This window comes from Saccharomonospora iraqiensis subsp. paurometabolica YIM 90007 (assembly GCF_000231035.2).
GTDB classification, from domain to species: Bacteria; Actinomycetota; Actinomycetes; order Mycobacteriales; family Pseudonocardiaceae; genus Saccharomonospora; species Saccharomonospora paurometabolica.
Window position 1 is genome coordinate 280,008 of the sequence record NZ_KI912258.1, and the last position, 25,476, is coordinate 305,483.

25 protein-coding genes are annotated in these 25,476 nt (G+C 72.3%); 15 read left to right on the forward strand and 10 right to left on the reverse strand.

Annotation, left to right across the window (positions count from 1 at the left end):
• Positions 1–4: 4 nt before the first annotated feature.
• A complete protein-coding gene (locus SACPADRAFT_RS0220475; RefSeq protein ID WP_007023776.1) occupies positions 5–586 on the reverse strand; it encodes a class I SAM-dependent methyltransferase in 582 nt (193 codons plus the stop codon).
• An 84-nt stretch (positions 587–670) separates the two neighbouring features.
• On the opposite strand from SACPADRAFT_RS0220475, the gene SACPADRAFT_RS0220480 reads away from it, so the two are divergent.
• The gene (locus SACPADRAFT_RS0220480; protein WP_007023777.1) at positions 671–2,059 is read left to right on the forward strand and encodes an MBL fold metallo-hydrolase; all 1,389 of its coding nucleotides are present in this window, start codon (positions 671–673) and stop codon (positions 2,057–2,059) included.
• Positions 2,060–2,123: 64 nt separating this feature from the next.
• On the opposite strand, the gene SACPADRAFT_RS0220485 is transcribed toward SACPADRAFT_RS0220480, so the two are convergent.
• A complete protein-coding gene (locus SACPADRAFT_RS0220485) occupies positions 2,124–2,900 on the reverse strand; it encodes a hypothetical protein (protein ID WP_007023778.1) in 777 nt (258 codons plus the stop codon).
• Positions 2,901–3,048: 148 nt separating this feature from the next.
• On the opposite strand from SACPADRAFT_RS0220485, the gene SACPADRAFT_RS0220490 reads away from it, so the two are divergent.
• From SACPADRAFT_RS0220490 to SACPADRAFT_RS0220500, 3 genes are all read left to right on the forward strand, one after another.
• Positions 3,049–3,621: a QsdR family transcriptional regulator gene (locus tag SACPADRAFT_RS0220490; RefSeq protein ID WP_007023779.1), complete on the forward strand. Its 573-nt coding sequence runs from the start codon at positions 3,049–3,051 to the stop codon at positions 3,619–3,621.
• Positions 3,622–3,767: 146 nt separating this feature from the next.
• Positions 3,768–5,171 (forward strand): alpha/beta hydrolase, encoded by a 1,404-nt coding sequence (locus SACPADRAFT_RS28995; protein WP_007023780.1) that lies wholly within the window; start codon positions 3,768–3,770, stop codon positions 5,169–5,171.
• Positions 5,172–5,241: 70 nt separating this feature from the next.
• Positions 5,242–6,891: an amidohydrolase gene (locus SACPADRAFT_RS0220500; protein WP_007023781.1), complete on the forward strand. Its 1,650-nt coding sequence runs from the start codon at positions 5,242–5,244 to the stop codon at positions 6,889–6,891.
• 146 nt (positions 6,892–7,037) lie between these two features.
• Here SACPADRAFT_RS0220500 and SACPADRAFT_RS0220505 read toward each other — a convergent pair whose 3' ends face one another.
• Both SACPADRAFT_RS0220505 and SACPADRAFT_RS0220510 read right to left on the reverse strand, forming a co-directional pair.
• A complete protein-coding gene (locus SACPADRAFT_RS0220505; protein WP_007023782.1) occupies positions 7,038–7,355 on the reverse strand; it encodes an STAS domain-containing protein in 318 nt (105 codons plus the stop codon).
• The gene (locus tag SACPADRAFT_RS0220510) at positions 7,352–8,962 is read right to left on the reverse strand and encodes an ATP-binding SpoIIE family protein phosphatase (RefSeq protein WP_040924679.1); all 1,611 of its coding nucleotides are present in this window, start codon (positions 8,960–8,962) and stop codon (positions 7,352–7,354) included. The genes SACPADRAFT_RS0220505 and SACPADRAFT_RS0220510 overlap by 4 nt, the downstream gene beginning before the upstream one ends.
• A gap of 108 nt (positions 8,963–9,070) precedes the next feature.
• Here SACPADRAFT_RS0220510 and SACPADRAFT_RS0220515 point away from each other — a divergent pair, with 108 nt between their 5' ends.
• Positions 9,071–9,784 carry a dienelactone hydrolase family protein gene (locus SACPADRAFT_RS0220515; RefSeq protein ID WP_007023784.1) on the forward strand — a complete coding sequence of 238 codons (714 nt, stop codon included), beginning with the start codon at positions 9,071–9,073 and terminating at the stop codon, positions 9,782–9,784.
• A gap of 97 nt (positions 9,785–9,881) precedes the next feature.
• On the opposite strand, the gene ligD (SACPADRAFT_RS0220520) is transcribed toward SACPADRAFT_RS0220515, so the two are convergent.
• Together ligD (SACPADRAFT_RS0220520) and ligD (SACPADRAFT_RS0220525) are read right to left on the reverse strand one after the other, a co-directional pair.
• Complete coding sequence (gene ligD / locus SACPADRAFT_RS0220520) at positions 9,882–10,787, reverse strand: non-homologous end-joining DNA ligase (RefSeq protein ID WP_007023785.1); 906 nt, start codon at positions 10,785–10,787, stop codon at positions 9,882–9,884.
• Positions 10,784–12,247 (reverse strand): non-homologous end-joining DNA ligase, encoded by a 1,464-nt coding sequence (gene ligD / locus SACPADRAFT_RS0220525; RefSeq protein WP_007023786.1) that lies wholly within the window; start codon positions 12,245–12,247, stop codon positions 10,784–10,786. The genes ligD (SACPADRAFT_RS0220520) and ligD (SACPADRAFT_RS0220525) overlap by 4 nt, the downstream gene beginning before the upstream one ends.
• A gap of 299 nt (positions 12,248–12,546) precedes the next feature.
• Here ligD (SACPADRAFT_RS0220525) and SACPADRAFT_RS0220530 point away from each other — a divergent pair, with 299 nt between their 5' ends.
• Positions 12,547–13,329, forward strand: a complete 783-nt coding sequence (locus SACPADRAFT_RS0220530) for a metal-dependent hydrolase (RefSeq protein WP_028662640.1) — start codon at positions 12,547–12,549, stop codon at positions 13,327–13,329.
• A 113-nt stretch (positions 13,330–13,442) separates the two neighbouring features.
• On the opposite strand, the gene SACPADRAFT_RS0220535 is transcribed toward SACPADRAFT_RS0220530, so the two are convergent.
• The 3 genes from SACPADRAFT_RS0220535 to paaK all read right to left on the reverse strand — a co-directional run bounded on the left by SACPADRAFT_RS0220535 (position 13,443) and on the right by paaK (position 16,086).
• Entirely contained in the window at positions 13,443–13,877 is a 435-nt protein-coding gene (locus SACPADRAFT_RS0220535) for a hypothetical protein (protein WP_007023788.1), read from the reverse strand.
• A gap of 163 nt (positions 13,878–14,040) precedes the next feature.
• Positions 14,041–14,652, reverse strand: coding sequence for a TetR/AcrR family transcriptional regulator (locus tag SACPADRAFT_RS0220540; protein WP_007023789.1), 612 nt, complete (start codon positions 14,650–14,652; stop codon positions 14,041–14,043).
• A gap of 72 nt (positions 14,653–14,724) precedes the next feature.
• Positions 14,725–16,086 carry a phenylacetate--CoA ligase PaaK gene (gene paaK, locus SACPADRAFT_RS0220545; protein WP_007023790.1) on the reverse strand — a complete coding sequence of 454 codons (1,362 nt, stop codon included), beginning with the start codon at positions 16,084–16,086 and terminating at the stop codon, positions 14,725–14,727.
• Positions 16,087–16,206: 120 nt separating this feature from the next.
• Between paaK and paaZ the strand changes: the two genes are divergently transcribed.
• From paaZ to paaE, 6 genes are all read left to right on the forward strand, one after another.
• Positions 16,207–18,234: a phenylacetic acid degradation bifunctional protein PaaZ gene (gene paaZ / locus SACPADRAFT_RS0220550; RefSeq protein WP_007023791.1), complete on the forward strand. Its 2,028-nt coding sequence runs from the start codon at positions 16,207–16,209 to the stop codon at positions 18,232–18,234.
• A gap of 1 nt (position 18,235) precedes the next feature.
• A complete protein-coding gene (gene paaA, locus SACPADRAFT_RS0220555) occupies positions 18,236–19,243 on the forward strand; it encodes a 1,2-phenylacetyl-CoA epoxidase subunit PaaA (RefSeq protein WP_007023792.1) in 1,008 nt (335 codons plus the stop codon).
• Complete coding sequence (gene paaB / locus SACPADRAFT_RS0220560; protein WP_007023793.1) at positions 19,240–19,536, forward strand: 1,2-phenylacetyl-CoA epoxidase subunit PaaB; 297 nt, start codon at positions 19,240–19,242, stop codon at positions 19,534–19,536. The genes paaA and paaB overlap by 4 nt, the downstream gene beginning before the upstream one ends.
• A 13-nt stretch (positions 19,537–19,549) precedes the next feature.
• Positions 19,550–20,446, forward strand: a complete 897-nt coding sequence (gene paaC / locus SACPADRAFT_RS0220565; RefSeq protein ID WP_007023794.1) for a 1,2-phenylacetyl-CoA epoxidase subunit PaaC — start codon at positions 19,550–19,552, stop codon at positions 20,444–20,446.
• A gap of 223 nt (positions 20,447–20,669) precedes the next feature.
• Positions 20,670–21,140: a 1,2-phenylacetyl-CoA epoxidase subunit PaaD gene (paaD, locus tag SACPADRAFT_RS0220570; protein WP_028662641.1), complete on the forward strand. Its 471-nt coding sequence runs from the start codon at positions 20,670–20,672 to the stop codon at positions 21,138–21,140.
• A gap of 124 nt (positions 21,141–21,264) precedes the next feature.
• Positions 21,265–22,353, forward strand: coding sequence for a 1,2-phenylacetyl-CoA epoxidase subunit PaaE (gene paaE / locus SACPADRAFT_RS0220575; protein ID WP_007023796.1), 1,089 nt, complete (start codon positions 21,265–21,267; stop codon positions 22,351–22,353).
• Between the two features lie 123 nt (positions 22,354–22,476).
• Here the strand turns inward: paaE and SACPADRAFT_RS0220580 are convergent, their stop codons facing one another.
• A complete protein-coding gene (locus tag SACPADRAFT_RS0220580; protein WP_007023797.1) occupies positions 22,477–22,932 on the reverse strand; it encodes a MarR family winged helix-turn-helix transcriptional regulator in 456 nt (151 codons plus the stop codon).
• 98 nt (positions 22,933–23,030) lie between these two features.
• On the opposite strand from SACPADRAFT_RS0220580, the gene SACPADRAFT_RS0220585 reads away from it, so the two are divergent.
• From SACPADRAFT_RS0220585 to SACPADRAFT_RS0220595, 3 genes are all read left to right on the forward strand, one after another.
• Positions 23,031–24,005: a ring-cleaving dioxygenase gene (locus tag SACPADRAFT_RS0220585; RefSeq protein ID WP_007023798.1), complete on the forward strand. Its 975-nt coding sequence runs from the start codon at positions 23,031–23,033 to the stop codon at positions 24,003–24,005.
• Positions 24,002–24,619, forward strand: a complete 618-nt coding sequence (locus SACPADRAFT_RS0220590) for an alpha/beta hydrolase (protein ID WP_007023799.1) — start codon at positions 24,002–24,004, stop codon at positions 24,617–24,619. Before SACPADRAFT_RS0220585 ends, SACPADRAFT_RS0220590 begins: the two co-directional genes overlap by 4 nt.
• Before the next feature lie 323 nt (positions 24,620–24,942).
• A complete protein-coding gene (locus tag SACPADRAFT_RS0220595) occupies positions 24,943–25,263 on the forward strand; it encodes a hypothetical protein (protein WP_007023801.1) in 321 nt (106 codons plus the stop codon).
• The last annotated feature ends 213 nt before the right edge of the window (positions 25,264–25,476 follow it).

Genomic DNA, 25,476 nt, shown 5'->3' on the forward strand with positions numbered 1-25,476 from the left:
CGGTTCACCACCGTCGGACGTCGAGCACGATGTCGATCGCCGTGCCGCGGTCGGTGTCCCGCAGCACGTGCCGCAGGGCGTCGACCCGCAGGCCGCCCGCGGCCCCGGCGAGGTCGGTGATCGACGGCATCACGTCCGGGTCGGGCGGGCCGCCGACCCCGCGTTCGTGATTCTCCCGGGCGTGTCCCAGGTAGAAAAGCCTTCCCCCGTCGGCCAGCCAGCTCGTGGCGCGGCGCAACGTGCGCACCAGGTCGGTCGCCGGGATCTGGAGGAACCCGACCAGCACGAGGTCGACGGCCTGCGCGGGCTCCCACGTCGTCACGTCGCCGAGCCGCCAGTCGATGTCCGTGCCGTACCGGTCCCGCGCCGACTCCAACGCCACCGGCGAGAAGTCCACGGCGGCCACCTTCCACCCTTTCGAGTGCAGCCACGCGGCGTGCCGGCCGTCCCCGCACGCGAGGTCGACGGCGGTGCCGGGGACCGCGTCGTCGAGATACGTGCGGATGGTCCTCGCCGGCGCGTCGCCCCACGGGGACGGAGCGGCGCGGTAGCGCTCGTCCCAGGTGGACGGATCGGTGGGCGGCACGGGTCCTCCTCGCTCGGGTTATCGGTTCGGGCATCGGGTATCCGATTACCGAGCCTGCCACAGACGGACGAGGGATGACCGTTCATGGACGTCGACGTCATTCGTACCGAGCAACTCGGCGACCGCAGCTACCTGGTGCACGACGGATCGCAAGCCCTGGTCATCGATCCCCAGCGGGACTTCGACCGCATCGAGGAGCTCGCCCGCGCGCGGGGCGTGCAGATCACCCACGTCGCCGAGACGCACCTGCACAACGACTACGCCACCGGCGGCCCGCAACTCGCGCTGCGCCACTCCGCCACCTACCTGGTCGGCGAGACCGAGGGCCTGGAGTACGATCACCAGCGGATCCTGCCGGGCGACCGGGTCGACATCGGACGGATGACGCTGACCGCCGTGGCCACCCCCGGGCACACCGAGCACCACCTGTCCTACGTCGTCGACGGCGACGACGGTGAGCAGGCCGTGTTCTCCGGCGGCAGTCTGCTGTACGGGTCGGTGGGCCGCACCGATCTGGTCGACCCGGAGAAGACGACGGCACTGACACGGGCGCAGTTCCGGTCGGCGCGGCGGCTGGCCGAGCAGGTTTCCGACCGCGCCACGCTGTACCCGACGCACGGGTTCGGCAGCTTCTGCTCCTCCGGCCCGGCCACCGCCGCCGACAGCTCGACGATCGGGGAGCAGCGGGAGCACAATCACGCGCTGACCGAGACCGACGAGGACCGCTTCGTCGACCAGCTCATCGCGAACCTCACCGACTACCCGTCGTACTACGCGCACATGGGGCCGCTGAACCGGATGGGGCCGAGCGCGCCGGACCTGACGGTGCCCGAACCGCTGTCGACCGGCGAGCTGCGCAGCCGTCTCGACCGCGGTGAGTGGGTGATCGACCTGCGCAACCGGGTCGCCTTCGCCACCAAGCACCTGGAGGGCACGGTCAGCATCGAGTACGGCGACGGCAAGCAGTTCACCACGTTCCTCGGGTGGACGCTGCCGTGGCTGGACCCGATGACCCTGGTTGGCTCGGAGGACGACATCCGTGCCGCCATCCGGGACCTGTCCCGCATCGGCATCGACCGGCTGGACGTCGCTCTCGGTGACCCGCCGCAGGATCTGGCGGACGGAATCCCGACGACGTCGTTCCCCAGTGTCCAGTGGCGGGAGCTCGCGGCCGAGTTCTCGGCCGGGCGCGCGCCCACCGTGCTGGACGTGCGCCGGGACGAGGAGTTCAACGCCGAGCACATCGAGGGCGCGGTGCACGTGCCGCTGCACGAGCTGCTGCCGAGGATGGCCGACGTGCCGCACCGGCGGCTGTGGGTGCACTGCGGCTCCGGGTACCGGTCGGCCATCGCGGCGAGCCTGCTCGAACGGGCCGGCCACGACGTCGTGCACATCAACGGCCTCTACCCGGAGGCGGCCGGAGCCGGTGTTCCCGTCACGACCGGGGAGCGCACCCCGGCGCCCTCGTCCTGAACCGGAGATCACGCGGGGCCGGGGCCCCGCCGCGTCGGGACCCCGGCCCCCGGCGCGGGTCCGGTCAGGCCCAGGCCGAGCGGACCCAGGCCAAGTTCAGCTCGTCGGAGCCCGCCTTCCGATGGTGGATGGTCCAGATGCGCTTGTCCTCGTCCACCAGCCCGTGCAGGAAGCCGTCGTCGCAGCGGTAGCTGAGGTGCAGATCCTCGCGGAGGTCGTCGACACCGAGCACCTTCACGCACCGGGTTCCGTCGGCCAGCACCACGAACCACCACGGGTCGACGACGTCGTCCACGACCCCGGAGGGGTCGTCGTCGCGCACGTTGACCTTGACCGCGCCCTCGGCGGCCGGGTCCCGCAGGCAGACCGCGACCGTCTCCACCGGGTTGTCCCGGACGGTCTGGTCCGTGACGCTCTCCGTGCCGGTCCCCGGATCCGGCAGGAGTTCCGGGGCCGGGTTCTCCGGGACGAAGCACGGGTCCATCGCCAGGGACGTCTCGTTGGTGAAGCACCGTCGCGCCTGCTCGTTCTCCGGGCTGAGCAGCGACGCCTCGCACCGGCCGGACACCTCGTCGAGGACCTCCAGATCCGACCGGATCATGCCGGACCGGTCGAACAGGGCCGTCCGCCCGGCCCGGGTGGGGTGTTGCTGCTCCTGCTTCGCCGGATCCGGGGTCGCGGAGTCCGCGCCCGCGCCGTTGTCGGTCGTCGGCGGGCCCGGGTCGTCGGCACCCGTGGTGTCCGCCTCGCACCCCACCACCAGGAACAGGGTCGCGACCAGCGCGAGGACCGTCCCGAACCCGCCCCGGGGCCGGGACGATCCGGATCTGTGGTGCCGCACAACCGTGCCCTTCCGTCCGCGGGCCCCGTGGCCCGACACACCGTCAACACCCGCTCGCGATCGGCCCCAGGGTAGTTGTTCACCCGATGCCGTGGGCGCCCGCGTTGTGCTATCACCGACGCACCGATCATCGAAGAGGAGGCTGTTGATGGCGCAGTCGGTGGACACCCGGCGGGTGGTCAGCCGCGAACAGGTGGTCCACGGCGGCTGCCGGTACTTCCTCCGGCACGGCTCGATCGACATGCCCGCACTCGCGGCGAGCCTGGCGGTGAGCCGGGCGACGCTGTACCGGGTGGTGCACCGGCGGGACGCGGTGCTCGGGGACGTGCTGTGGCGGCTGGGTGAACGCCTGCTGACCCGGGCCCGCCGCAGGCGCAGGCAGACCGGGATCGAGGGGGTGCTGGAGGTGACCCGGTTGTTCTCCGCCGAGTTGCGCAGCGCCGCGCCGTTCACCGCGTTCCTGCGGGCCGAGCCGGAGACGGCCACCCGGGTGCTGTTCCACACCCCCGAGGGCGTGCACCGCCGGATGGTGGCGGCACAGCGGGCTGTGCTGCTGGAGAACCGCACGCCGACGTGGCGGCCGACCGAGCTGGACGACCTCGCGTTCCTCTACGTGCGCATCGTGGAGTCCGCCCTGTACGCGGAGCTGCTCAACGGCAGGCGCCTCGACCCGGCCATCGCGGAGCGGGCCGCGCGGGCGCTGCTCACCGACGCCGCGTAGCCCGTGGCCGGGCACCGCGCGCCACCGCCCCGGCACGGTGCGACGGCGGTCGCACGTTCGGTCGGATCCCTGGCCCGGGCGGGCTCCGGTGCGGTGGGATGAGCCCTTCGACGGGTGAAAGACCTTCGAAGGGAACTGGGAGCGCGATGGTGGGCTCGGCCGGTCGGCGACTCGGGACCGTACTGCTGGCGCTGGTCGTCGGGATCCTCACGGCGGTCCCGGGCGCCGCGGCCGGGCCCACCCGTCCCGGTGGTGCCGGGGACGGTGCCGGGGAGAGTGCCGGGGAGGCGGGGCCCGCGTCGTTCCGGCCCGCCCGGACCCCGGTGATCTTCGTGCACGGGCAGCAGGGGTCGGCCCAGCAGTGGCAGTCCAACGCCAAACGGTTCTCCGCCAACGGCTATCCGGACCGTCTGCTGCACGCCTACGAGTACGACACCACCGTCGCGGACAACGCGCACGCGGTGCAGGGACTGCGGGAGCTGGTCACCGAGGTGCGCGGGCGCACCGGGGCCCGTGCGGTCGACGTCATCGCCCACTCGCGCGGCACCGCGGTGCTGCACGAATACCTGTCCGCACCCGCACGGGCCGCGGGGATCCGCCGGTACGTCAACATCGACGGCCGTTCCGCCGAGGCACCGCCGGGGGGAGTGCCGACGCTCGCGCTGTGGGCGAGCGTCCGGCCGGACGGGGAGATCGGCGGCGCGGTGAACGTCCGGCTGCCGGAACTGGGCCACACCGAGGCGGCGGTGTCGGCGGAGAGTTTCGGGATCATCCACCGGTTCCTGACCGGGCGGCCGCCGTGGACCACCGGGGTGCTGCCGGAACCGCCGGGACGGGTGCACATCTCCGGGCGGGTGACGTTCTTCCCGCGGAACGCGGGCGCGCGGGGCAGGCTGGAGGTCTGGCCGGTCGACCCGGACACGGGCCGGCGCCTCGGGGACCGGCCGCGGCATGTGGTCCGCACCGGCCCGGACGGCGGCTTCGGCCCGCTGCGCGTACACGGGCTGCGCCGCTACGAGCTGGTCTTCGTCCGGGACGGGGAGCTGACCTACCACTTCTACCCGGAGACGTTCCGGCGCAGCGACCACTTCGTGCGGCTGCAGGTCTCCGAGCCGGGCGGGATCACCGACCGGATCGACCGCTGCCCCGGGCACATCGCGCTGACGGTGACCCGCAACCGGGAGTGGTGGGCCGACCAGGGCGGTGGCGACGACGATGCCCTGCTGGTCGACGGCGAGAACGTGCTCGCCCCGGCCGTCGCGCCGAAGGCGCGGCAGGTGATCGCCGCGTTCGTGTTCGACACGGACTGCGACACCGTCAGCCGATCGGGCGAGGCCGTGCCGCCGTTCGATCGTGTCCCGTTCCTGACCGCTGTCGACCGGTACGTGCCCGCGGGCGCGGGCGAACCCGTCTCCGTGACCCAGATGGCAAGGGGGTCCGGCGGCGCGACGAGGACGATCACGGTGCGTGACTGGGCATCCGACCGGCACGCCGTGACCGTGCAGTTCCACGACCACCTCGCTCGCACCGTCGGCCGGGGTCGTGAGTGAATGGCGGAGTGCGGTGCCGCATCCGGCGCCGTGACATCCGTGTTCACTCACGACCCTGGGAGGAATGGCGGTGCTCGATCTCCTGCTCCGTGACGTCCGTGCGCTGACGATGCGTGCCGACCACCCGCGCGCGCACACCGTGGGGGTGGTCGGCGGCGTGATCGTGGGCGTCGACGACGAGGTGCGGGACCTGCCCGCGCGTGCCGTCGTCGACGGGGGCGGTGCGACGCTCACCCCCGGCTTCACCGACGCGCACAACCACATGGTGTGGTACGGGCTGTCGCTGGCCGAACTGGACCTGTCGACGTGCCGCAGCCTCGACGAGGTCTACGACGCGGTGGCCGCGCGGGCGGCGGAGCTGCCGTCGGACGCCTGGGTCGTGGGCTCCGGGTACGACGACTACGTGCTCGGGCGGCATCCCGAGCGTGCGGCGCTGGAACGCGCGGGCGGGGGCCGTCCGGTGTGGCTCAAGCACCGCTCGGCGCACATGTGTGTCGCGTCGGACGCCGTGCTGGACAAGGCCGGGGTGCTGGACGGCTCGGCGCGGGTGCCGGACGGCGGGGTCGTCGAACGCGACGCCGACGGCGAGCCGACCGGCCTGCTGGCCGAGCAGGCGCAGCAACTGGTGGACGCGCTGGTCAAGCCCTACCCGGTGGAGGAACTGGCCGCGGCCGTGGCGCGGGCGGCCGAGGTGTACGTGCGCGAGGGCCTCACGCACGTGACCGAGGCGGGCATCGCGGGCGGCTGGATCGGGCACAGTCCCGCCGAGGCCGCCGCCTACCAGCTCGCCCGGCAGCGGGGCGAGCTGCCGTTGCGGGTGGAGCTGATGCCGGCCACCGAGGTGCTGCACCCGTTCGACCCGGCCGTGGGTGTGGAGACCGGGCTCGACCTCGGCCTGCGCAGCGGGTTCGGTGACGACTTCCTGCGGATCGGGCCGATGAAGATCTTCACCGACGGCGCGCTGAGCAGCCGCACGGCGGCGGTGACCGAGCCGTTCGTCGGCGCGGGCGGCCTCGGCGTGCTCGGCGACGACCCGGACGTGCTGCGGGAGCGGATGCTGGCCGCGCACCGCAGCGGCTGGCGGATCGCCGCCCACGCCATCGGGGACCGCGCCATCGACCTCACGCTGGACACGCTGGAGCAGGCGCAGAAGGAACTGCCCCGCCCGGACGTGCGGCACCGCATCGAGCACTCCGCGATGGTGCGGCCCGAGCATCTGTCCAGAATGGCCGCTCTGGACGTCGTTCCCGTGCCACAGGCCCGTTTCCTGTACGAGATCGGCGACACGATACATTCCGCCCTCGGTGCGGACCGGATGCCGTGGGTGTACCGGCAACGGTCCCTTCTGGACGCCGGGCTGCGGGTTCCCGGCAGCTCCGACCGGCCGTGCGTGGGCACCGGCGCACCGTTGGCCGGGATGCGCTCGATGGTCGAGCGCACCACCAAGGCGGGGCTCGTGCTCGCCGAGTCGGAACGGGTCGACGCGACCGAGGCGCTGCACGCCTACACCACGCACGCCGCCTACGCCTGCCACCAGGAGGACCGGCGCGGCCGGATCGGCCCCGGCATGCAGGCCGACCTGGTGCTGCTCGGGGACGACCCGACCACGGTGGACTCCACGGAGATCGACGGCATCGACGTGCTGGCCACCTTCGTGGCGGGCCGCGCCGTCCACGGCGCCGACACCCTCACCTGGACCACCGGCGGCCCCACGAGCTGACCCCCGAATCCCGCGAGTCACCCCCCGGCGCCCGGCGAGTTGCCGCCCGGGGCCGGCGAGTTGACATCCCGGGGTCGGTGAGTCGACGCCCGGGGTTCGCGCGGTGACACGCGCGGGCCCCGGGCCACGGGCGGTGTCCCGGGCGCTCAGGGTTGCAGTTCGGCGACCGCGCCGACGCCGGACATCTCCAGCACCCGGCGGGTCGGGGACCCCACCGGGGAGACGATCGTGCAGGAGGTCTGCAACAGACGGAGCCGCTCGGCCAGCGCGAACAGGATCCGCAAACCCGCACTGTCCAGGTACTTCAGCTCACCGAGGTCCAGCCGGACCTCGGTGAGCCGGTTGTCGATCGAGCCGAAGATCTCCTCCCGCACCCGCTCGCTGTTGGACAGGTCGATCTCACCGGTGATGACGATGTCCACCCGGGCGCCGTCGGCACGCACCTCGACGTCGGCCGTGGTCATTCCCGCTCGCTTCCCGACAGTCGCTTACGCAGCAGCACACTGGTGCCCTGGGGTCCGTTCTCCACCTGCACATCGTCGCAGAGCGAGCGCATCAGCTCGGTGCCCCGGCCCCGGTGGGTCCCCCGGGGTGGACGCCAGCTCCCCGTGTCGCTCACGATGATCTCCAGATCGTCGCCGTGGGTCTCCAGGTGCAGGCTCAGCGTGCCGCCGCCGGGGCCGTAGGCGTGCTCGATGACGTTGGCCGCCGCTTCGCCCACGGCCACGAGCAGGTCGGTGACGTCGTCCTCGCCCGCCCCGGCCTCGGGCAGCCACCGGCGCAGCTCGGCACGGATGTCGGCGAGGGCCTCCGGCACGGCCTCCACCGAGAACGTCAGCGTCCGGAGGTCGTCGGTACTCTGCCTGCGCACGGCGAGCAGTGCGAGGTCGTCCTCGGTGGCGGTGTCCCCGACGAGCGTGTTCATGATCTCGGTGCACACCGCCTCCGGGGGCCCCGGATACACCACGTCGCTCAGGGCCCGCAGGCCGTCCTCCAGGGGTTGCGCCCGCCGCTCCACCAGTCCGTCGGTGTAGAGGACGAGCACGGCGCCGCCGGACATGTCGATCGTGGTGGTGTGCCGGGCCTGGGTGGCCGAACCGACTCCCACGGGCGGGTCGACCGCGGTCTCCACGAGCGTCGAATCCCGGTTCACCCTGCCCACGACCGGTGCGAGATGGCCCGCCAGCGACAGGTGCACCTGATTGTGTGACGAGTCCCAGATGGCGCAGGCGAGGGTGGCCATGGCGTCCGGCTCGAAGTGCCGGATGTTGCGGTCGAGCCGGGTCAGCACCTCGGCGGGGTCGTCGTTCTCCAGCGCGTACGCGCGCACGGTGGTGCGGATGCGGCTCATCACCATCGCCGCCGACAGCCCCCTGCCCACCACGTCCCCCGCGACCAAGAACAACCGTCCCGAGGGCAGGCCGAACGCGTCGTACCAGTCGCCGCTGATGTCCGAGCCGCGGCCGGGGGTGTAGCGCGCGGCGAGTTCGAAGCCGGTCACGTCGGGCAGCTGCGCGGGCACGAGTGACCGCTGCACCGCCGAGGCCGCCGCACGGTCGGAGTTGGTCAACCTGCTCCGGGCCGCCAGTGCGACCCGGTCGGCCGCGAGCTGCAACAGGCGCACGTCCTCGTCGTCGAACGCCCGGTCGTCCAGCGCACCGACGTGCAACACACCGAGCGGCTCACCCTGGGCGATCAGCGGGACACCGAGGAGGCTCCGGAGCCCCTTCTCCCACAGCACCGGGTTGACCACCGTGTCGTGATCCACCTGCGTGACACGGGACGGCTTGAGGTCCGCGGCGATCCGTCCGGCGAAGCCGTCACCCACCCGGATCCGCACGTTCTGCCACACCTCCTCCTCCAGGCCGGAGGACGCCGTGGCGACCAGCTGCTGTCCGCTGGCGTCCAGCAGCAGTGCGGTGGCGGTGTCGGCCTCGAGCACGTCCCGGACGCGGTCCACCAGCTCGTGGAGCAGCTGCTCGACGCTCAGCTGAACCAGCGCGGTGTCGGTGACCGCCTCGATGCGACGCAGGCGGTCAGCGGCGTTGTTCGGTTCGACCGCCCAAGGCATGTGGGTGAGCATAGTGTTCGAGGGTTACCCCGGCAGCGTACGGGCGAACGTGACGCTCGTCGTATCGGTCTTGGCAGGCACCTGACCCGCCCGGAAGGATCCTCGTTCGTGGTCACCACGGGTTACGAGAGCATCACGGTACCGGGCGGTGCGGCGTGGGACGCCTACCGTGCGGCCCCCGGCGCCGGGCGCGGCCCGGGAATCGTCCTGTTGCCGGAGGTCACCGGCGTCAACGACCACATGCGTGCGCTGGCCGACGAACTCGCCGGGCACGGGTATCCGGTGCTCGTGCCGGACCTGTTCTGGCGGCTCCGCCGCCGGTTCGAGGGCAACGACCCGGCCGGGATGGCCGAGGGAGCGACGCTGGCACGACGGCTCGACCGGGACGAGGCTGTGACCGACCTGACAGCGACGCTGGCGCATCTGCGGGCGATGCCCGGGTGCACCGGCGGGGTCGGCGTGGTCGGGTTCTGCGTCGGGGGCACGCTGGCGTATCTGTGCGGGACGTCGGTACGGGCCGGCGGCCGGGGGCCGGACGCGGTGGTGTCCTACTACGGCTCGGGGGTTCCGGACCTGCTGGACCGGGTCGACTCGCTGGAGTGCCCGGCGATGTTCCACTTCGGCGACCGGGACCCGTACCTGCCCGCCGACGGGATCGCGGCGGTGGAGGCCGCGGTGGCCAACCGGCCGGACGTCGCGGTGCACCACTACGACGCGGGCCACGCCTTCGCCAACCCGGACGCCCCGTCGTCGCACGACCCCGAAGCCACCGACATCGCCTGGGGCCGCACCCGCACCTTCCTCGACGACGCGCTGCCGTGAAGGCCCCCTTCCCTGCGTCCCACGCCGTGAGGGCCTCCTTCCCTGCACGTGCCGCAGTGAAGGACCCCCTCACGGCACCCTCCGGGCGAGGGGGCCGTCAGAGTGCGGGGCGGTCGGCCGCCAGCAGGGGGGCGAAGAGGTCGCCGTCCGTGGTGACGCGGGTGCGGACGTCGTCGGCGTGGAAGACGAGGTCGCCCGGTTCGCGGCAGGAGTCGACCTCGTCCCAGGTGACGGGGGTGGACACCGTCGGGGTGGGGCGGGCGCGCAGGGAGTAGGGGGCCACGGTGGTTTTGGTGACGTTGTTCTGACTCCAGTCGATGAACACCTTCCCGCCGCGCAGCTTCTTCGCCATCCGGGAGACGACGGCGTCGGGGTGGTCGCGTTCGAGACGTTCGGCCAGGCCCTTGGCGTACTCGCCGGTGCGGTCACCGCTGCGGGTACGCACCGGCACGTAGAGCTGCAGCCCCTTCGAACCGCTCGTCTTCGGGTACGCCCGCAGCCCGTCCGCCTCGACCACCGTGCGCAGCCACCGGGCCACCGTGCAGCACTCGACGATCGTCGCGGGCTCCCCGGGGTCGAGGTCGAACACCAGCAGGTCCGGGTTTCGCCGCCCGTCCCGCGGGCCGACCGTCCACTGCGGAATATGCAGCTCCAGGCTCGCCAGATGCGCCACCCAGACCAGTGTGGACAGATTCTGCACCAGCGCGTAGTCGGTTTCCTCCGCGCCCCGGGAACTGCCGGGCGTCCCGATGCGCACGGTGCGCACCCAGTCGGGGGCGTGCCCGGAGACGTTTTTCTCGAAGAAGGACTTGCCCTCCACCCCGTTCGGGTAGCGTTTCAGGGTCAACGGTCGGTCCCGCACGTGCGGCAGCAGTGCGTCCGCGATCCGTACGTAGTAGTCGAGCACGTCCCGCTTGGTGAACCCGACCGCCGGATAGAGCACCTTGTCCAGATTGGACAGACGGATGCGGTGGCCCTCGATGTCCACCAGTTGCCCGGTCACCGTGGCAACTCCTCCGGTGTGCGGTCCGGCCGGAGCCCGCGCCAGGTCGGGGCGCGGAGCCGGCCGTCCCGCGTCCACGTCTTGAACGCGACCTCGCCGACCAGCGTCGGGCGCACCCAGTGAGCGTCGCGGGACCCGTCCCTGGGCACCGCCTCGGCGAACGGGGAGGTGCGCCGTTCCAGCGCGCGCAGCCGGGTGGCGAGGGTGCGCAGCGCGTCGTCGCTGAAGCCGGTGCCGACCCGGCCGACGTAGCGCAGTCCCCGCCCGGTCGGCACCCCCAGCATCAGTGAGCCGAACGTGTCCGCGCGCCGGCCCGTGCCGGGCCGCCAGCCGCCGAGCACCACCTCCAGCGTGCGCAGTTCGGTGATCTTGAGCCAGGCGCCGCTCCGTTCCCCGGGCCGGTAGCGGGAGTCCAGGCGTTTCGCGACGAGGCCCTCGAGTTCCTGCTCGGCCGCCGCGTCCGCGACCGCCGTGCCGCCGCCGGTGTAGGACGGCGGTACCCGCCAGTGCTCGCCGTCGATCCCGAGCCGTTCGAGCAGCCGCCTGCGCCGGGTGTACGGCAGATCGAGACACGGGCGACCGTCCAGGTGCAGCACGTCGAAGACGAGGTAGGTGACCGGCGACCGGGCGGCCAGCTGCCGGGCCCGGCGGTCGGTGGCGTTGATCCGGCCCTGCAACGCCGCGAAGCTCGGCCTCCCCCCGTGCAGGGCGACGATCTCCCCGTCGAGCCAGGCCCGGGTGCTGCCGAGCTGGGCGCCGAGTCCGCGCAGTTCCGGGTAGGTGTCGGTGATGTCGTCGCCGCGCCGGGAGAACAACCGCAGTCGCCCGCCGTCCACGCGGGCCAGCGCGCGGACGCCGTCCCACTTGAACTCGTACCCCCACCGCTCGTCGGCGTCGGGGCCGGGCAGGGCGCCCGGTACGGCCAGCATCGGGGACATCGACTCCGGCAGCGGGGTCCATCCCGGGTCCTCGGGCGGGTCCGACCGGATCACCTGCCAGCGCGAGCCGCTCCGGAAGAAGACGTATTTCCCCCGGGCCCGCGCACCGTGCAGCACGACGGCGACCTCGTCGGCGGTCCACTTCGCCACCTCGTACCGCCCCCGGTCCCAGACCGTCATCCGGCCCGCGCCGTACTCGCCCTCCGGGATCTCCCCGGAGAAGTCGGCGTACTCCAGGGGATGGTCCTCGGTGTGCACGGCCAGCCGCACGGTGCCGCGCTCGTCCGGCAGGCCCTTGGGCACCGCGAACGACACCAGCACCCCGTCGCGTTCCAGGCGCACGTCCCAGTGCAGGTTCCGCGCGTGGTGCTCGTGGATCACGAACGCCGCGCCCACGTCGCCGTCGGCGGCGGTGTCCCGGTCCCCGTCACCTCCGCGCCCGGCGTCCGCGCGGTCCGGTACCGGCTCGGGCGTGCGCCCGGCCCGCCGCTTCGCCCGGTACTCGTCCAGTCGCCCCGCCATACCCGCCGGACTACCCCGGGCACGCCACCTTCACCCGGCCACGTGCGGGGGTGTGCCGTGAAGGGGTCCTTCCCTGCGTCACATGCAGCGAGGGGGCCCTTCACGGCACTCACCGCAGCGAAGGGGTCCTTCACGGCACACCCCGGGGGTGGGAGCGGGCGCGTGAGTATGCGGGTGCCGGCAGAAGGGCGGGGGCCATGATCATCGCCGGGGTGGTGTCCGGGAGACTGGCAGCGCTCGTCGACGACCGTCGACGCCTGTTCGTTCGATGCCGACGCCGGAAGGGGCCAGCTGACGTCATGATGGGTCGCACCCATGCGGCGACCGGGTGGTGCGCCGGGCTCGCCGTCGCGCCCGCGGTGGGGATCACCACGCTCGCGCAGGCGGTGGTGTTCGCCGCCACCACGGCGGGATTCGCGCTGCTGCCCGACCTCGACCATCCCGGCGCGCGCGCCTCGAAGCTCCTCGGGCCGGTCACGGGCGCGCTGTCCTGGCTGTTGCGCAAGGCCTCCGCCGGGCTCTACGCCGTGACCAAGGGGCCGCGCGACGAGGACAAGACCGGCACCCACCGGCACCTGTCGCACACGGTCCTGTTCGCGGCGGGGGTCGGGGCGGCCACGGCGGCCGGCACCGCGGCGGGGGGTCCGTGGGCGGTCGCCGCGGTGGTCGTGTTCGGGCTGCTGCTGGCCGAGGACGCACTGGGGGACTGGCTGCTGCCGGTGGCCGGGGCGGCCGTGGTGTGGTGGGTGATCGAGAACAGTCCCGATGTGCTCGGACGGCTCGACGAGGTCTCCGGCTGGCTCGGTGTGGCGGTGGCGGTGGGGTGTGTCGTCCACTGCCTCGGGGACGCGCTCACCGAATCGGGGTGTCCTTTCCTCTTCCCCCTGCCGATCGCCGGGGAGACGTGGTACGAACTGCGGCCGCCCGCATTTCTCCGATTCAACACCGGCACGGCCGTCGAGAACAAGGTGCTGCTCCCGTTGTTCGTCGTCCTCGGCGTGCTTCTCATTCCGGGAGTCTGGTCGGTCATCCTGGCTACGGTGGAGACCGTTCTCGGGTCCGGATCGGGTCAGGACGCCTGAGAACCGGTTCCGCGGCCCCGGGACCACTTCTCCCCGGACGTCGTCCTCTTCGCGAAGAGGCGGTGCCCCGGGGCCAGGCCCGGGGCACCGCCTTCCAGGAGGACGTGACGGCGTCAGTCCTTCTCGAAGTACCAGGCCGAGGACTCCTTGTCCCAGGCCTTGGCACCCTTGGCGCCCGCGGCGGCCCCGCTGTCCTCGTAGTGGGCCCAGCCCGCTTCGACGTCCTTCTTGTGCCTCTTCTTGTGCTTGTCCTTGCCGTGCCGCGCTTCGCCGTCGGCGGCGGCGTCGTCGGTGGCCGCGTCGCGGGCCATGCCGTCGGCGCGGTGCTTCTTGTGCTTGCGGTCGGACTCGTACTTGATGCCGGCCGCCTCGGACGACACGTCGCCTGCGACGGCACCGTCGGCGCCCGCGGCCGCGATGTTGGCCTCGTGGGACGCCCAGTTGGCCTCGACGTCGCCACCCTTGTCGGCGGCGGCCACACCGGCGGCGCCGAAGGCCAGCGGCAGGGCCAGGGCAGCCGTCACAATACCGCGACGAACAGAACGCATGAGCTGATCCTTTCTGGTGTGTTCACACAGGACAGGACCGAACCTCTGGCGAGCGGATGCTGTCGAAGGCCGGTCCTCTGCTCCGTGAGGCTTGCGCCTCAGGCAATTTCGTACCCTCGACGGTGATCCGCTAACCGCGATTTGACGGCTCCCGGGCCCGTCTTCACCGGGTCGGGTTATCCCGGATTCCGTCGAATGCGATCTTCGCCACGGCGTCCACAATGGGCGTGTCGCTCCCCCGGGGTTGATACCACTCGACCAGGGAATTGACCATTCCGAACACCAGGCGTGCGGTGAGCGCGGGATCGACGTCCGGCCGGATGTCGCCGTCCCGCTCCGCCTCGGCCACGAGGTCGGCGACGATCCGGTCGAACCGCCGCCTGCGGGCCAGCGCCGCCCGCTCGACCTCGGTGTTGCCCCGCACCCGGAGCAACAGCGTGACGAACGGCAGCCGCTCGACCAGCACCCGGACACTGCCGCGCACCAGGTATTCCAACCGGTCCACCGCCCGCCCGTCGAGCTCGGCGGCCTCGGCCGCGACGGTGAACAGTCCGTCCAGGGCGTGGTCGACCGCCAGCCGCAGCAGCTCCTGCTTGCCCGAGACGTGGTGGTAGATGGCCGACTTCGTGATGCCGAGCCTGCGGGCGAGGTCCTCCATGCTCGTGCCGTCGTAGCCGCGCTCGTTGAACAGGGCGACCGCGACGCCCAGCAGCGACTCGAGGTCGTAGCCGGGTCGTCCCCTGCGGCTCGTCCTGGTCGGCCCGGTGGCGGTCATGGTGGCCAGTATCCCAGCCCGCGCCCGGGACGGTGTCCGGCCGGTCCCGTCGGCCCCCCGTCGGCCAGGGGGTCACCGGTCCCGTTCGTCGACGACCCGGCGCATCTTGCCGACCGACCGCTCCAGCGTCGCCGGGTCGACGACGTCGACCTCGACGCGCACCCCGACCTCGTCGGCGACCCGCCCGGCGACCCGCCGGGCCACCCCGGCACGGTCCGCGGCGGGGAGGTCGTCGGCCGCCTCCACCCGGACGGTCAGCGTGTCCAGCCGTTCCCGGGTCGACAGCACGAGCTGGAAGTGCGGCGACAGGCCGTCGGTGGCGAGTACGATCTCCTCGATCTGGGTGGGGAAGACGTTCACCCCGCGCAGGACGATCATGTCGTCCGAACGGCCGGTGATCCGGTCCATCCGGCGGTGGGCGGGACGCGCGGTCCCCGGGCGCAGCCGGGTGAGATCGCGCGTGCGGTACCGGATCAGCGGCATCGCCTCGCGGGTCAGCGTGGTGAACGTCAGTTCGCCGAGCGTGCCGTCGTCGAGGACGGACCCGGTCTCCGGGTCGAGGATCTCCGGCAGGAAGTGGTCCTCCCAGATGTGCGGCCCGTCCTTGGTCTCCACGCACTCCTGCGCCACCCCGGGCCCCATCATCTCGGACAGCCCGTAGATGTCGACCGCGTCGATCCCCGCGCGGCGTTCGATCTCCGCGCGCATCCCCTCGGTCCACGGCTCGGCGCCGAGGATGCCGACCCGCAGCGACGACGCGGCCGGGTCGAGGCCCTGCCGCTCGAACTCGTCCAGCAGGGTCAGCAGGTACGACGGCGTGACCATGATGATCTCCGGCTGCAGGTCGGTGATCAGCCGGACCTGGCGGGCGCTCATCCCCCCGGAGGCGGGCACGACCGCGCAGCCCAGCGCCTCGGCACCGTAGTGCGCGCCCAGCCCCCCGGTGAACAGGCCGTACCCGTAGGAGACGTGCACCGTCTGGCCGGGCCTGCCGCCCGCCGCCCGGATCGAGCGCGCCACCAGTGCCGACCAGGTGCGCAGGTCGCCCTCGGTGTGACCGACCACGGTGGGCGCCCCGGTCGTGCCGCTGGAGGCGTGCATCCTGCGGATCCGGTCCCGGCCGACGGCGAACAGGCCGGACGGGTAGGTGTCCCGGAGGTCCTGCTTCGTGGTGCAGGGGAAGCGGGCGAGGTCGGCGAGCTCGCGGCAGTCGTCCGGATGGACCCCGGCCCGGTCGAACCGCTCGCGGTAGAAGGGCACGGTGTCGTAGGCGTGCCGCAGCGTCCACCGCAGGCGCCGCAGTTGCCGTGCGCGCAACTCCTCGGTGCTCAGGTGTTCGGTGGCGTCGCCGTCGGGGAGCCCGGTCGTGCGACGTCCGTCTCCGGTGTCGCCGGTGTGTCCGGGGGCCTTTCGCGGGTCGTCGACAGTGCTCACGACTCCTCCTTGAGCCGAACGGGCGCACCCTCCTGGTCGGTGTGCACGTTGTCCCGGGAACCGGGTGCGCCTAAAATTACTGACCGAGTGGTTGGTAAATCAATGGAGGAGGTCTTCTCGATGGGTGCGTTGCCCAGTTACGTCTCCGGCGGATGGCACACGCCGTCCGGGGACGGCACCCCGGCGTACGACGCGGCGACCGGGGAGGAGGTCGCCCGGATCTCCTCCACCGGCATCGACATGGCGGCGGCGTTGGACCACGGCCGCACGGTGGGCGGCCCCGCGCTGCGGAAGCTGACCTTCCACCAGCGGGGCGCGCTGCTGAAGGCCCTCGTGTCCCACCTGCGGGAGCACCGCGACGAACTGTACGCACTCTCCGCCCGCACCGGGGCGACGAAGGCCGACTCGAAGTTCGACATCGACGGCGGGATCGGCGTCGCGGCCGCCTACGCGAGCCTGGCGAAGCGGGAGCTGCCGAACGACACCGTCTACCCCGAGGGCCGGGTCGAGACGCTGGGCAAGGGCGGCACCTTCGTCGGGCGCAACGTGCTGACCCCGCTGCACGGGGTCGCCGTGCAGATCAACGCCTTCAACTTCCCGGTGTGGGGGCCGCTGGAGAAGTTCGCCCCCGCGTTCCTCGCCGGGGTGCCGAGCCTGATCAAACCCGCGAGCCAGACCGCCTACCTCACCCACCGGCTCGTGGAGCTGATCGTGGACTCCGGCCTGCTGCCGGAGGGCTCGCTGCAACTGGTCTGCGGCAGTGCCGGGGACCTGCTCGACCACGTCACCGGTCAGGACCTGGTCTCCTTCACCGGCTCGGCCGCCACCGCTCAGCGTCTGCGCGCGCACCCGGCCGTGGTGCGCAACTCGGTGCGGTTCAACGCCGAGGCGGACTCGCTGAACCTTTCGGTGCTCGGCCCGGACGCCGTCCCCGGCACGACCGAGTTCGACCTCTACGTCAAGCAGGTCGTCACCGAGATGACCGTCAAGGCGGGGCAGAAGTGCACCGCCATCCGGCGCGCGTTCGTCCCCGCGGAGCTGATCGACGACGTCGAGCGGGCGCTGCGCGAGAAGCTGGCGAAGGTGACCGTCGGCCACCCCACCGCCGAGGGTGTGCGCATGGGGGCGCTGGCGAGCCTGGAGCAGCGGGAGGAGGTGCGCCGCTCGCTCAAGGCGCTCTCCGGCGCCGGGCGGATCGTCTTCGGTGACCCCGACCGGGTGGACGTGGTCGACGCCGACCACGAGCGGGGCGCGTTCGTCTCCCCGGTCCTGCTGCGCGCGGACGACCCGGACCGTGCCGAGCCGCACGAGGTCGAGGCGTTCGGCCCGGTCGCCACCCTGATGCCCTACACCTCCGTGCCGCAGCTGGTGGATCTGGCGGCCCGCGGCCAGGGCAGCCTCGCCGGGTCGGTGGTCACCGGCGACCCGGACTTCGCCCGCGAGGTCGTGCTCGGGGTGGCGCCGTGGCACGGGCGCCTGCTGGTGCTCGACGCCGAGGACGCCGGGGAGTCCACCGGGCACGGCTCCCCGTTGCCCGCGTTCGTACACGGCGGTCCGGGCCGCGCGGGCGGTGGTCAGGAGATGGCCGGTGTCCACGGCGTGCTGCACCACATGCAGCGCACGTCGGTGCAGGGCAGCCCCACCGTGCTGGGCCGGGTCACCGGGCAGTGGGTGCCGGGCGCCGAGCGCTCCGCCGACGAGCACCCGTTCCGCAAGTCGCTCGCGCGGCTGCGGCCGGGCGACTCGGTGACCGCCGGGCCGCGCCGGGTCACCGCCGAGGACGTGGCGCACTTCGCCGAGTTCACCGGGGACACCTTCTACGCCCACACCGACGAGGCCGCCGCCGCGGCGAACCCGCTGTTCGGCGGCATCGTCGCGCACGGCTACCTGGTGGTGTCCCTGGCGGCGGGGCTGTTCGTCTCGCCCGAGCCGGGGCCCGTGCTGGCGAACTACGGCCTGGAGAACCTGCGGTTCCGCACCCCGGTCAAGCCGGGGGACGAGCTGACCGTGACGCTCACCGCGAAGCAGATCACGCCCCGGGAGGACGCCGAGCACGGCGAGGTCCGCTGGGACACCGAGGTGACCAACCAGCGGGACGAACCCGTGGCGAAGTACGACGTGCTCACCCTCGTGGCGAAGGACGGCTGAGATGACCGCGACCGTGCCCGACCTCGAACGGCACTTCACCGACACCCTCGCCCGTGAGGAGCGCCTCGAACCACGGGACTGGGTGCCCGACGAATACCGCGCCACGATGATCCGGATGATCGCCCAGCACGCGCACTCCGAGATCATCGGGATGCAGCCGGAAGGCAACTGGATCACCCGCGCGCCGTCGTTGCGGCGCAAGGCGATTCTGCTGGCGAAGGTCCAGGACGAGGCCGGGCACGGTCTCTACCTCTACTCGGCGGCCGAGACCCTCGGCGCCGACCGTGCCGACATGACCGACAAGCTGATCGCCGGGCGGCAGAAGTACTCGTCGATCTTCAACTACCCGACGTTGACCTTCGCCGACGTCGGTGTGATCGGCTGGCTGGTGGACGGCGCGGCGATCTGCAACCAGGTACCGCTGTGCCGCAGTTCGTACGGGCCGTACGCGCGGGCGATGATCCGGATCTGCAAGGAGGAGTCGTTCCACCAGCGGCAGGGCTACGAGCTGCTGATGACGATGATGCGCGGCACCGACGCCCAGCGGCGGATGGTGCAGGAGTCGACCGACCGCTGGTGGTGGCCGTCGCTGATGATGTTCGGCCCGCCGGACGCCGACTCGCCGCACACCGAGCGGTCCCTGGCGTGGAAGATCAAGCGGCACACCAACGACGAGCTGCGGCAGCGCTTCGTCGACATGACCGTGCCGCAGGCCGAGGCGCTGGGCGTCACGCTGCCGGACGACGATCTGCGGTGGAACGCCGAGCGCGGGCACTACGACTTCGGCGAGATCGACTGGAGCGAGTTCAAACGGGTGCTGAAGGGCAACGGCCCGTGCAACGCCGAGCGTCTCGCACACCGCAGGGCCGCGCACGACGACGGTGCGTGGGTCCGCGAGGCCGCCGCGGCGCACGCCGCGAAACAGGACCCCGCGGCGTATGCCGCGAAGAAGAACCCCGCGGCGCACGCCGTGCAGCGGGGGTCCCGGAACGGGGAGGCGACGGCATGACCGGCAGCACGGACGGAACCTGGCCGCTGTACGAGGTGTTCGTGCGCGGCAAGCGGGGCCTCAACCACGTGCACGTCGGGTCGCTGCGCGCGGCCGACGAGGACATGGCGCTGCGCAACGCCCGCGACCTCTACACCCGGCGCAACGAAGGGGTGAGCATCTGGGTGGTGCGCTCGACCGCCATCACCGCCTCCAGCCCGGACGAGAAGGACCCGTTCTTCGCGCCGAGCGGCGACAAGGTGTACCGCCACCCCACGTTCTACGACATCCCCGACGACGTCCCGCACATGTGAGGGGGTGACGGACATGGCTTTCGACAACGTCTACGAGGCGATCACCGAGGACAACGACGACGCCCGCTGGGCCTTCGGCACCGGGTTCGACGACCCGCTGTCCGGGGTGGACGCCACCGTACCGTCCGGTGTGGACCACGACGCGCTGGCGGCGTACTGCGTGATGCTCGCCGACGACGCGCTGGTGCTCTCCCAGCGGTTGCAGCGGTGGTGCACCCGTGCGCCCGAGCTGGAGGAGGAGGTGGCCCTGGCCAACATCGGCCTCGACCTGCTCGGCCAGGCCCGGATGCTGTACTCCCGTGCCGGGCACGCCGAGGGCGGCGGATCCGGGCGGGGCCGGACCGAGGACGACTACGCCTACTTTCGCGACGAGCAGGAGTTCCGCAACGTGCGGCTGGCCGAGCTGCCGGACGCCGACTTCGGGGAACTCATCGCCCGATTGCTGGTGCTGTCGACCTGGCGGCTGGCCGTGTTCGCGGCGTTGACCGACTCGGCCGATCCGGTGCTCTCCGCGATCGCGGCGAAGTCGGTGCCCGAACTGACCTACCACCGCGACTACGCAGCACAGTGGACGGTTCGACTCGGCGACGGCACCGAGTACTCGCGGCAGCGCATGGCGTCCGGGCTGGACTCGGCGTGGCGTTACGTCGGCGAACTGTTCGCCACCCATCCGGTGGAGACGTCGCTGATGGAGTGCGGGGTCGCCGTGGACCCGGCGGGGGTGCGTGCGGAGTTCGACGACGTGCTCGCGCAGGTGCTCGATGCGGCGGGGCTGGCGATACCGGAGGTCGGGAACGCTTCCGGCGTCGCGGGCCGTGCGGGCCGCGACGGGGTGCACACCGAGGCGATGGGCTACCTGCTGGCCGAGATGCAGAGCGTGGCCCGCGCCCACCCACAGGCGACCTGGTGACGTGGCGACGGCACCGGTGGTGACGGAGCCGGTGACGGATCCGGCGGTTGAGGCGACCGAGGCGACGGAGGTGACCGAGGTGGTGGAGCCGGTGGCGGAGGCGACGGAGGTGACCGAGGTGGTGGAGCCGGTGGCGGAGGCGACGGAGGTGACCGAGGTGGCGAGGGACAGGCCACGCCACGGCGGTGCGCGGGCGGCGGGCGGGGTCGAACCCGCCCGGGCGGTGGCCGAGCGGGTCGTCGACCCGGAGCTGCCGATGCTGACGCTGGCCGATCTCGGCGTCCTGCGCGACGTCCGCACGGACGGCCGTACGGTCGTCGTGGAGATCACGCCGACCTACAGCGGCTGCCCGGCGCTCGACACGATGCGGGCGGACCTCGTGCGCGCCCTGCACGCGGCGGGGTACGTCGACGTGCAGGTCCGCACGGTCCTGCACCCGCCGTGGACCACGGACTGGATCACCGAGGCGGGCCACCGCAAGCTCGCCGAGGCGGGCATCGCCCCGCCCACCCCGGCCGCCCGCGGGACGGGTCCGGTCCCGCTCAGCCTCACCCCGCCGCCCCGCCGGGTCCCCTGCCCCCGCTGCGGCTCACCGGACACCGAGGAGCTGTCCCGGTTCGGCTCCACCGCCTGCCGCTCCCTGCACCGCTGCCGCACCTGCACCGAACCCTTCGACCACCTCCGCCCCCACTGACCCGACCCCGCGAGTCGCCACCCCAGAACCGCGAGTCGCCACCCCAGAACCGCGAGTCGCCACCCCGGAATCGCGAGTCGCCACCCCGGAATCGCGAGTTGACACGAGCCGCAAAGGAGACACCGTGACGGCACCGACGAGGACACGGCCCCGGACCGCGTTCCACACGCTCACCGTGGCCGAGGTGACGCGGCTGTGCGCGGACGCCGTCGCGGTGACCTTCGACGTGCCGGCGGAGCTGGCGGACGACTACGCCTTCCGCCCCGGCCAGTCGTTGACGCTACGGCGCACGGTGGACGGACGGGACGAACGCCGGTCGTACTCGATCTGCTCACCGGCCGGGGACCGGCCGCGCATCGGGGTGCGGGAGGTGCCGGGCGGAGTGTTTTCGTCGTGGCTGGTGCATCAGGTGCGGCCGGGCGACACGATCGAGGTCGGCACCCCGACGGGCACGTTCACCCCGGACACGGACACCGACCCCGGTGGGCGGCACGTCCTCGTGGCCGCGGGATCGGGCATCACGCCGGTCCTGTCGATCGCGGCGTCCCTGCTCGCCCGGCCGGGGACGGCGGTGACCCTGTTCTACGGCAACCGGCGCAGCGACACGGTGATGTTCGCCGACGAGCTCGCCGACCTGAAGGATCGGTATCCGGACCGGTTCGAGCTGGTGCACGTCCTGTCCCGCGAGCCCCGCGAGGTCGAACTGTTCAGCGGCCGACTCGACGCGGAGAAGCTGACCGCGCTGTTGGATCTGCTGCCCGCCCCCGCGAAGGTGGACCACTGGTGGCTGTGCGGCCCGTTCGGCATGGTCACCGGGGCCCGCGACGTGCTGCGCGGTGCGGGGGTGGACACCGGGCGGGTGCATCAGGAGCTGTTCTTCGTCGACGACGTGCCCCCCGAGCCGGTGCGGCACCGGGACGCACCCGTGGAGGGTGCCACGACCGAGGTCACGGTGACCCTGGACGGACGCACGACGGTGACGAACATCGGCCCGGACACCGCCGTGCTGGACGGTGCCCAGCGCGCGCGTCCCGATCTGCCGTTCGCCTGCAAGGGCGGGGTGTGCGGCACCTGCCGTGCCCGGCTCGTCGCGGGCGAGGTCACCATGCGCCGCAACTTCGCCCTGGACGACGACGAACTCGCCGCGGGCTACGTCCTCACCTGCCAGTCCCACCCCACCACCCCCACCGTCACGGTGGACTACGACGCCTGACCGGGTGACCGGCGGGGGTTGTCGTGAAGGGCACTTTCCCTGCGTGTGGTGCAGTGAATGTGCCCCTCGCTGCGCCCGGCGCAGGGAAGGTGCCCTTCACGACACAACCCTGGGTGACCCTCGTCAGTCGCGGGCGTTCACCCGGCGGAGGGTGCGCATGGCTTCGGCGAGGGACTCGGCCCGGTCGTGGCCGAGGGGGTCGAGCACGGTCCGGCGGAGGATGTCGGCGCAAGCCTCCCGGGCCCGGTCGGCCACCTCGACGCCGTGGTCGGTCAGACAGGCGTAGGTCACCCGGCGGTCCTGTTCGCTGGGTGCGCGGCGGACGAGCCCCGCCGCCGTGAGCCGGTCGGCCACCTTGGTGAAGCCGCCGCTGGACAGTGCGGCCTCGCGCGCCAGCCGGGTCATCGGCATCCGGTGCTCCGGCGAGCGCACGAGCCGGAGCAGCACGTCGAACTCGGCGGGGGAGAGGTCGAAGCGTTCGGCGATCTCCCCCATCAACCGTTCCTGCGTGGCCAGATACCCCTCGATCACCAGCCCCCACCAGGTCACTAGCTCGTCGTCGTCACGCCGTGTCGTCACGCACCGCACTCTACCGGAACACCTCTTCCGGGAATATTTCTTGCTCGCAAGAGTTTACCCGGTTAGCGTGGGAGGTACCCGCGCCGCGAGGAGGAACCATGCCGTTCACAACCAGCGGACTGCATCACGTCACCGCGATCGGTGGTGACCCACAGCGCAACGCCGACTTCTACCTGCGGACGCTCGGCCTGCGGCTGGTGAAGACCACCGTCAACTTCGACGACCCCGGCACGTACCACCTGTATTACGGCGACGAGATCGGCAGGCCGGGGAGTCTGCTCACCTTCTTCCCGTGGCGGGACGCGCCGCCGGGTCGGGTCGGCACCGGGCAGGCCACCACGACGGCCTTCTCCGTCCCGGAACACTCGATCGGGTGGTGGAAGCAGCACCTCGAGGACGCGGGTGTGTCCACCAGTCGGGTCGTCAACCGGGACGACGAGGACGCCCTCCACTTCCGCGACCCGGACGGGCTGCAGCTGGCGCTGGTCGCGCATCCGCAGGGTGATCCGCGGGACCCGTGGGACACCCCGCTCGTGCCCGGCGAGCACGCCGTCCGTGGTCTGCACTCGGTGACCCTCTCGGTCACCCGGGAGGACGCCACCGCGGGCATGCTCACCGAGGGTCTGGGGCTGCGCTTCGCCGCCGAGGACGGGAACCGCTTCCGGTTCACCGCGGGCGACGGCGGACCGGGCGCCACGGTCGACGTGCAGGTCACGCCGGACGCCCCGCGCGGCCTGGTCGCGAACGGCACGGTGCACCACGTGGCGTGGCGGGCACCGGACGAGCAGACGCAGGCCGCCTGGCGGGAGGAGCTCACCGACCGCGGTGTCGAGGTCACCTCGATCATGGACCGGCAGTACTTCCGGTCGATCTACTTCCGCGAGCCGGGCGGCACCCTGCTGGAGATCGCCACCGACCAGCCCGGATTCACCATCGACGAACCCCTGCTGGAGCTGGGGCAGGCGCTCAAGCTGCCGCCGTGGCTCGAACCGGATCGCGAGCGGATCGAGCACGCCTTGCCCGCACTGGACCTGCCCGCCGAGAACAACCCCGGACAACAGGTGCGCGCATGACCGAGCTGGCCCTGGAACACGAGTACGTCGAAGGCAGTCCGACAGCCCCGGTGCTACTGCTGTTGCACGGCACCGGAGGCAGCCCCGCCGACATCCTCGCGCTGGGCAAGGAGCTGTGCCCGGCGTCACCGATGCTGGCACCCGCGGGGCCGGTGTCGGAGAACGGCGCGGCACGCTGGTTCCATCGCCTCGCCGAGGGGGTCTTCGACGTCGACGACGTCGTGTACCGGGCGGGGCAGCTCGCCGACTTCGTCACCGAGGCGCGCGACCGCTACGGCCTCGGCGGGCGCAGGCTCGTCGCGGCCGGGTTCTCCAACGGCGCGAACATCGCGGGGGCGGTGACGCTGCTGCGCCCGGACGTGCTGAGCGAGGCGGTGCTGTTCGCGGCGATGCTGCCGGTGCCGGAGCCGCCGCGGACCGACCTGACCGGGTCGCGGGTGCTGCTGGCCAACGGCCGCCACGATCCGATGGCCCCGCTGGAGCACGCCCAGGACCTCGTCGCCGTGCTGCGCGACCGGGGCGCCGAGGTCGCCGAACACTGGCACACCGGCGGCCACCAGATCACCGTCGACGGTCTCGCCGCCGCGAAGTCCTGGCTCGCCCCGTCCGGCTGAGCGCGTCCCGGGGTGCCGTGAGGGGCACTTTCCCTGCATCAGGCGCAGTGAATGTGCCCCTCGCCGCATTCAGCGCAGGGAAGGTGCCCTTCACGGCACCCTCCGGTAGGGCAAACGGGTGAAGGGGGGTTACTCGGGCCGGTCGGGACGGTGTCGCGCTTTATAGTCGGTGTGGTATCCGACACCCTGGGGACGGCCGACGATGAACTTCGACGACATGGTGAATTGCCCCCGTTGCCTCGGCTCCGGGCTCGCACCCAACCGGAAGGACCCCTGTGCCAACTGCGGAGGACTCGGGCAGGTCCCGAAGTGACGACTGCGCGATGTGTGCGGGGTCGGGCACGCTGACCTGGGAGCAGCCGCAACCGTCCGGCGTACTGCGCACCATCGAGATGCCGTGCCCGTCCGGGTGCGGGGACCACTGGAAGCACCCCGAGGCCGAGCGCGACCGGGTGGTCGCGGAGGAGGGCACGGTGCCGGGGTGGCCGGACGGTGTCCCGGGTGGCCCCCCGGCCGCGGGTGAACCGGAGCGTGCGGGCGAGGGCAACGTCGCCGCGGCGAACCGGATCGGGGCGGAGTTCATCCGCCGTGCACTCGAACACTGGGGCTTCGCCGCGCGGGCGACCGACCCCCGCGACAGGTGACACGCGAACCGGTGACATCCGGTCGGGACTACGGCGCAGTAGCATCGGAACCCGTGACATCCCTGGTGCGGCGCGCGGGACGACTCGCGGGCCATCTCGCGCGGACGAGCTACGTCCTCAGCAGGCGACTGCCCGGTGCCGACTCGGTCGCCCCGCCCCTGGCTGGCGCCGTCGGGGACGACGCGACCTCCGGCGCCGCCCCGCAGCGCCCCG